Origin of the sequence: Candidatus Chryseopegocella kryptomonas, assembly GCF_001536065.1 — a bacterium.
Taxonomy (GTDB): domain Bacteria; phylum Bacteroidota; class Ignavibacteria; order Kryptoniales; family Kryptoniaceae; genus Kryptonium; species Kryptonium kryptomonas.
The window spans coordinates 19,296-27,265 of record NZ_CZVW01000022.1 but is presented as its reverse complement, the minus strand read 5'-3'; the positions used below and the strand labels follow the sequence as shown (position 1 = coordinate 27,265).

General features: G+C 39.0%; 4 protein-coding genes. All 4 read right to left on the bottom strand.

Features of this window, described 5'->3' with window-relative positions; translation table 11 throughout:
• A partial coding sequence (locus AWW83_RS08410; protein WP_143713942.1) for an FAD-dependent oxidoreductase occupies positions 1 to 429 on the bottom strand: 429 nt, incomplete at its 3' end.
• Positions 430 to 557: 128 nt separating this feature from the next.
• Positions 558 to 1,577: a PorV/PorQ family protein gene (locus AWW83_RS08405; RefSeq protein WP_092350812.1), complete on the bottom strand. Its 1,020-nt coding sequence runs from the start codon at positions 1,575 to 1,577 to the stop codon at positions 558 to 560.
• 60 nt (positions 1,578 to 1,637) lie between these two features.
• On the bottom strand, positions 1,638 to 4,928 hold the full coding sequence (locus AWW83_RS08400; RefSeq protein WP_092350810.1) for a T9SS type A sorting domain-containing protein: 3,291 nt from the start codon (positions 4,926 to 4,928) through the stop codon (positions 1,638 to 1,640).
• 30 nt (positions 4,929 to 4,958) lie between these two features.
• On the bottom strand, positions 4,959 to 7,964 hold the full coding sequence (locus tag AWW83_RS08395; protein ID WP_092350808.1) for a TonB-dependent receptor: 3,006 nt from the start codon (positions 7,962 to 7,964) through the stop codon (positions 4,959 to 4,961).
• Between the last annotated feature and the right edge of the window lie 6 nt (positions 7,965 to 7,970).

The window sequence follows — 7,970 nt, the reverse complement described above, 5'->3', positions numbered from 1 at the left end:
ACCCGTTGCGATGATTATATGATTTGTTTCTATTTCAATTTCATCGGTGTTCGTTTTAACCCCTACCAAACCAGGTTTTAAAATAAAACCATGCCCTGAAATTTTTGTAACATTATTTTTCTTCAATAGAAACTCAACTCCGCGTGTTAATCTTTCCGCAACTTGTCTGCTTCTTTGAATTATTTTCTTGAAGTCAAAACTAAAATTGCCAACTTTTAAACCAAATTCATCGGCTCTCTTAATAAGGTTATAAAGTTCAGCTGATTTCAAAAGTGCTTTCGTCGGGATACAACCCCAGTTAAGACAAATTCCGCCAACGCGATCTTTCTCAATTAAAACAGCTTTAAAGCCAAGTTGTGAAGCACGAATTGCAGCGACATAACCTCCGGGACCACCGCCAATGATTGCGACGTCAAATTTTTGTGGCATAAAGATGAAATTTTTTGTTTTGAAATTTACAAAAATTTAAAAAGGCAGGATAGAAAAATCAAAATAAGGCGGGTAAAGTTTATGCGAAAAATAAAAAAGGGGTGAGCTTTCGCCCACCCCTTTCACAGTTAGAATCCAACTTTAAAGTTAAACAAATGATTTGCACTGAAATAAGTCACAGGGACATAAGCATAATCAAATGTCACTTTAAGACCTATCAAACTTTCTGTATTTATCCCCGCACCAAGCGTGTAATGATGCCAGATTGAAGAAACATCGCCAGCTTTGCTGTAATTGTATCCAGCTCTTATTGCAAAGATATTTTTGAACGAATATTCAAAACCAAACTTATAAGCATCAAGGGCATATAAATTATTTGCCTGATAAGTTCCAACGAGAGAGAAGTTATTGAATTCGCCGATGGAATAGTTATAACCTAAACCAATCTCAAAAGAAGCTGGCATTTGGAATGAAGCTGGTTCAATTTTATAAAATGTCAAACCTCTTTCCGAGCCCGGGACAACCGCCTGAACCCAAAGCCCTGAACCACCGTATTTCATTGAAGGACCCACATTTTTGACGACAATTCCAAGCGAAAGTCCCGGGACATTAAGCATATTTCTATATTGCACACCTGCATCAAAAGCAAATCCAACTGCACTTACTCTGCCAAAGCTCTCGCTCACAAGATTAAAATTAACCCCAACTGAAACGCGATCAGATAATCTCTTTGAATATGTCAATCCAGCGACAAAAAAGTTCGGACTTATAATTTCACCTGTTCCATCGGGTTGAAATTCAGTTGTAACGGGAATATCTCCAAAGTTAAAAGTTCTCAAAGACAAACCAACTGAACCAAATCCAAATTTCCCGACGATTGCCAGATAATTTATTCCTATATCTGCTATATACTTACGATACGAAAACATTGCTTGTCCATTTCCAACGAGCCAATCAACACCGCTTGGGTTCCAGGTTATAGCTTCAACACCATCGGCAAGAACTCCAGATGCACCAGCCATTGCAGTATATTTTGCACCAACTGGTATTGTAAGCTCGGGCGCTGCTGATGTTCCAGCTTTCGTTTGCGAAAATGCCAACCCACCGAAGAAAATTAACAAAGCCGATATTAAATAAATTTTCCTCATGGTTTCAAACTCCAATTTTTATTTTTTAAATAAACCGCCCCGAAGGGCGGTGTTAATTTTTTAATAAGTTGGTATAATTTCTTCTTCTTGGACAATCAATAACTTCAAAATCTTTGTCTTCCCGATCTCGGGCATATCAATATGAACAATGTAAATACCGCTTGCAACAGGCATATTACGTTCGTTTCTCAAATTCCATCTCGCAAATTGAGTATCGTCATCTTTATAAATTGTCTTAACAAGCACACCAGCAAGGTTAAATATCCTTATAGTTGCCTTCTTTGGCAGATGATTAAAGGTTATGTATTTGTTTAATCTGCTTGACTCCATCAAATTAAATCCATAATACGGGTTCGGGAATGCATTTATCTTTTCAACATCTTGAGCTGCTAATTGAACATCTCCAACAGTCGGCGCCTGGCTTGTAAATCTAAATGTATCAGCAGGTGTGTTAACTCTATTTGGAATAAGCTGAATTGTTACATCGGCGCCATACGGTTCTCTCGTTCCTCTCTGACCAAGCCATAATGCCCAAAGAACAGGATAAGCACTATGATTTGAACCATTTGTCATAAATCCTCTTCCCTGAGTTGGATCCCAAGCTTTTCCAGTTGGGTCATACGTATCATCAAGTATCCATACATATTCGTATGGTGTAACTTCTTCCGCAGGATCGGATATATCCCATTGCCGATTTGCATTCCTATCACGGACAACTACATTTAGCTGTCTTGGTGAGTTTGGATTTTCAATATCGTAAACTTGGAACGGAACATCAAGAAATCCTTCATAAGTAGCGTTCCTCCAAGTTTGGTAGAAGAATGCCTTTTGTCCTTTGGTGATATCAAAATAATACTTTTCACCAAGGTCATATTTGCCATTGTTATTCGCGTCCTCATAACTTGTTTTCCTTGTAAATCTTATCTCAACTGATTTGAAATCACCTGGTAAGACACTGCTTCCGGTAAAGTTTGGTCCAAGATATGCACCACCAAATAACAATTCGCCATGTGCACTCGGTGCTGCAGTGAACCATCTATCAGCTGCTCCCTGGGTCACAAGCCATTCTTTACCAGCAAGTGGAGGACCCATAACTTTTACAAAAATACCATCAACAACAGGATATGCTTCATCCCCTGACTGATTTGATCCGGTTGCTTTTACTCTGTTTTGATTAACATCAACGATAAACCAGTTTCCTGAATTATCAAATCTAACTTCATAAGTATGTCCTGTTGTAGCGGATGGATCAACTAGTATCGCAACGACCTCACCGTCGCTTTTACCTTTATGCGTTACCTGTAAAGTATCACCAACTGCGCCAAAATATCTCGTTCCAGGAGGTGGCGATTGCGGAACCGTAGCTATTACAACAGGTGTGCTTTCCAAAGCTCTAAATGGAGACAACGGATCCGGATTGTAGGCATAAGCAGTTACAGCATAGTAATATGTTTGTCCATTAACAAGCGGACGCTGCCTTATATAATCTGTCGTTAAGCTGATAAAATGTCGTATCCCTGAATTACTTCCGGTTTGAACCGGAACCATAAGCAGAGCCCCTGTTTTGGGATCAATTGTTCTATCAAGTATTACGGTAACATCATTTACAACATCATATGTTGCTATCTTAACAGCTTCACTTAAACTTGATGTTGGTGATGGAAGTTGATAAACATTATAACCTTCAAAAACGAAACCAGCAGAATTAAAGTTTTCAATTGCATTTACACTATTTTGATCCCAACCCCAATTCAGAACAATTTGACGATCAAGCTGAGCAACTTTGACATTTGGTGAAGGCGGTGGTGATGGTAGAACGAAAAGGTTATCATACGCAAATTGCGCATATGTGTCATAGTATTTCAAAACTTGAACGCTTGAAAGGTTATCAACTCCCATTGCACCAATTAAAGCGACAACTATTTCCGCTGTATCACCCAAACTCATTCTAAATGGTCCCGTAATTGGAACGATTCTTCTATCCCCAGGTGGTATTTCTCGTCCATCAATCCAACCTGTTTTGGTTACAGGATCACCCGCAACAGCATATTTAGTTGGATAAACATTTGGATCCCTTACAAATGCAGACCAGAACGGTTGATAAGCAGGCCATTCAGGTCTTGGTAAACCTGCTTTCATAAGGTTGAACCATTGAGTTGCGTTCGTTGGGTCACTAATTCCAGTTCCAGCTGCGAAGAAAACAAACGCTGAAAGCGGATTTTCATTCCAGTATTTGTATCCCTTTCTCCATTGCAAGCCAATCACAGCCGAATCATTAGGATTACCCGTATAATAAGCCGGACCCTGGAGGAAATCAAAGCCAACCGCAGGAGCTGGAAGACCTATTGCTTGATATTCAGCATCTACCGTATTAGAGTTATAAACATAACCCAGACCAAGAACGGAATCACAACCCGCAAGATCATCTGAATAATCACCAAGATCAGGGTCAGACCATTTGACAACATACATACTATCAATCGTTGCGTTAGAAGGAGTTGTAGCTGTTCCTTTGTAAATTATCCTGAATTGCTGGAATATAATGTTATTTAAAGGATTTGAAACCGAGTAACACCATTCCGTAACCTGAACCTCAAGACCTATATTAACAGAATTAAAGACAGTTTGACCCAATCTTGTGTCAAGATCATTCCCAACCGTCCAAACAGTTTGAGTTGCTCCGGGAATTCCCGGAACATGCGTTGGATCATTCGGGTTAAATCCAGGTCCGTATTTTACTTTATACGCATCTGGACCAGTTGTTGTATACCATGGTGCACCCTTATCCGCTGGCCAATCTTTCCAATCATTCTCATATTGTTGCCGAATTGCTTCCTCATCAGCAGATGTTACATCTTTGAGTGACTTCATAAAATATTCCGCTGCGTCCGCTTTCAAATCAGCAGTTCTATAATCTGGGCGAACTCTCCATACTCTTTTTACAGCTGCACTGTTAAAATCCTCAGCTTGACCTTTCGTGATAATTTTACCCGGTCTCAAACTTGTTTGGTAAAAAATACCTTGCGCTCGCGGTGATGTGGGACCACCATCGTTTACAATTCCACCTATCATAAGTCCTTCTCTGTAAATCATTCCAACACCACTACCTCTTGGAAATGTGCCATTCCAGGAATTTTTTATTAAAGGTGGCCAACCAAGACCACCTGGCGACGAAATCACAGATAGCCAGCTTGTTATATTATTTGCATCTACCACAGTTTGAGTTACACCAGCTGCTGATGTTTTTCCAAAAAAGAATTCCTCAGTTCTTTTCTTTAACGGGTCCTCTCTTCCAAAAGTCAAGTTTAAAATCACGAAAGTTAAAATTCCAAGGGTTAAAAATTTTCTCATAGTTTTAAACCTCCTCTGCTTTTTTTATTTTTAGAATTCAATTTTTACTCCAGCTCTCAATTGTCTCGGTGGTCCAAACAAATCTTGGAGTATTCCATTAAATCTCCATTGATGCTGGCGATTCTCAAGATTAATCGCTCTGTAAAGTTCTATATACCTCTCTCCGAATTGATTAACAAATGTCCCACTCAAATCTGGATTTGTCAAGAATCCATCATCATATGCGTTTCCTGTTCTGTAGTAAACATTTATCACATTCTTTGTGTTAAACAGGTTCTGGACATAAACATAAAGATTAATGTTAGCAGGTCCAATTGATATTGTTTTATCAACTCTTAAATCAACATTCCATACCCAAGGTGTTCTTGAAGCGTTTATAGGCTCAAGTGGATTTCTATTTCTTGGATCGCCATCATTTAAAATTCCACCGTCATCAGCATCTTGCTGTGCTATACCACCAGTTGCAAGTGTATAAGGATGACCGCTGTTAAATGTTATCAACAAATTAACACCAAATCTTTCAAGTAAAGGTCCACCTTCGCCCTTGCCAAAACGATAATCAATGTTAATTGTTCCTCTATGGGTTTGATTGAAGGTCAAAGGAACAGTTAAAGTTGGAGTTATCTGCGTAATTCCAACCGCTGCCCATGCACCATTTGCAAATGAGTTAGTCCCACGAGCATCTTGCAAAGTATAGTTAATTTGCGCCTGAACTCTATTAACTCTTCTTATTCTTAATGTAAATTCAAGACCATAAACATTTTCAAAATCACCATTGCTATAAACAGCATACTTTGTCCCAGCATATGGTCCACCCGTTATCGGAACTGTTGAAACCTGCAACTGCCCTCTTACATCTTTATAAAATCCAGTTATATCAAACGCAGCAAAATCCGTGAATTGCTGTGAAAATCCAATCTCGTATTGAGTTGTCTTAATTGGATCCGGGTCAAATGCAAGTGGATCTGGTATTAATTCAATTGATGGCAGATATACGCTACCCGGATAATAAGATAATCCTGCGTAAAGCGAAGTCAGAGCCGGCGGTTGAACAAATATGCCATACTGAAGATGAAACACAGTTCTATCAGTTACAGGAAATGAGAAACCTAACCTCGGTTGCAAATAAGCGCGTGGCTTGCCCTTTTCAAGATCAAGAAGTTTTCTCAAGTTCAAATCTGCATTTGGTGCACTTGGATCCTTTAACCTCCACGCATCAAGATACATATAGTCAAAACGAACTCCAGCATTGATAATCAAGTCCTGCAATTCAACCTTGTCCTGAATATAAGCAGAGAAGAAATATGGATGTCTTGGTCCATCCTCTCCTGAATCAACCTTCTTACCAAATCTGTCAAATCCATAGTTATTCACATAACTGCCAAGCAATTTATACAGATAATTTGGATCTCTTGCTGAATCTGGCAACGAATGAAATGCTCTGAACAATCCACCTGTCCCAATTCCATAGTGACGAATTGTCCATCTTTGATAGCTTGTTCCAACTTTAATTTCGTGATTTTTCATCTGTGATGTCAAAGCTAAACTACCACCAACATACGCTTGCTGAAACTTACTATATCCAGCAAATAATGTTCCCGGTCTATAGAACAAGAAACCGTAGAAATCATACGGAGGTGGTCCTACATATCTTGAAACATACCTAAATTTTTCCCCATAAGCTCTTGCAACCTGCAAACTATCATCATAAGCAAGAACATTATCACCAAAAGCTGGTTCATAAGATTTATTTCTGTAATCAAGAATGCTAACAGATGCTTCAATAAATGTCTTCGCAGAAATGAAATAGCTTGCCTTCGCATCAAGGAAAAGTTCTGTTATATCTGTAACTGGTAATCTTTCAAGATTGAAGATATTTCGCAATGAGTTATTTGCTCTCTCACGAGCCCAAGAATATGCACCAGCAAATCTAACTTGCAATGGTTTTAAATCAAATGTCAATGTTCCATTTCCAGTATATCTATTTCTCATTCTTCCCGGTATATTTGCATCGTTCCAAGCAACAAGAGCCGAATCTCCTCTTGTTCCACCTCTTCTTCCATTGTCCTTTAAATATCCGAAATTATATCCCTTGAAGAAATGTGGAATATAATCCCTGACGAAATTATTTTCACCAGCGAGGAAAAACTTAACTTTTTCTGTAAATAGCGGACCACCAAGCGTTAAAACTGCATCCGCATATCCATAAGAATATGTCCCTAAAAATTTCTTCCCCGGATAATTCCCAAAGTTATCTGTCTCAAATTGTGCCGATGCTGAAAATTTTGATTTTCCCGTTTTAAAAACCTGTTGAACTATTCCAGCGTTTGCGTTTCCAAATTCTGCGCTATATCCACCAGCTTGAACCGAAATTTCTTCAAGAGCTTCTGGAATTGTAGTTATAAGCCCACCACCCAAAGCTCTATATCTATCTCTTGACGCAAACGCCCCACCTCTTGCACCGGTTGTAGCTCCAAGTATATTTGTCACATTTGCTCCTTCAATCATATAACCAACTTCATCGGGTCTGCTACCTCTGACGAACAATCTTCCGTATTGCAAACTTACACCAGCTTGAAGCGCAAAATACGCTTGAACATCTCTAACTGGCAATTTCTCAACATCTGAAGCAGTTACAACACGAATTGCATTTGTTGCTGATTTCTCTATCAATGGTCTTTCTGCAACAACTTCAACAGCTTTCAATTCTATTGCGGTTGAGGGAAGTTCAAAATTTAATTCTCTTGTCAAGCCAGCGAGAACCTGCACACCTGATACTGTCACCGTTTGATAACCAACATAAGATGCAACAACAGTATATGTTCCAGCAGGAACATTCAGTATAACATAATTCCCATTTGCATCAGTTGCTGCACCAAGCGTTGTCCCCTGAATTAAAACAGATGCCCCGGGCAATGGCTCTCTTGTTTCCTTATCAATGACTTTACCGGCAATTTTGCCGTATTGAGCAAAAACTAATTGAAATGAAATTAACAGCATTAAAACCGAAATTAAAATTCTAACTTTCCCTTTCATAGTTTT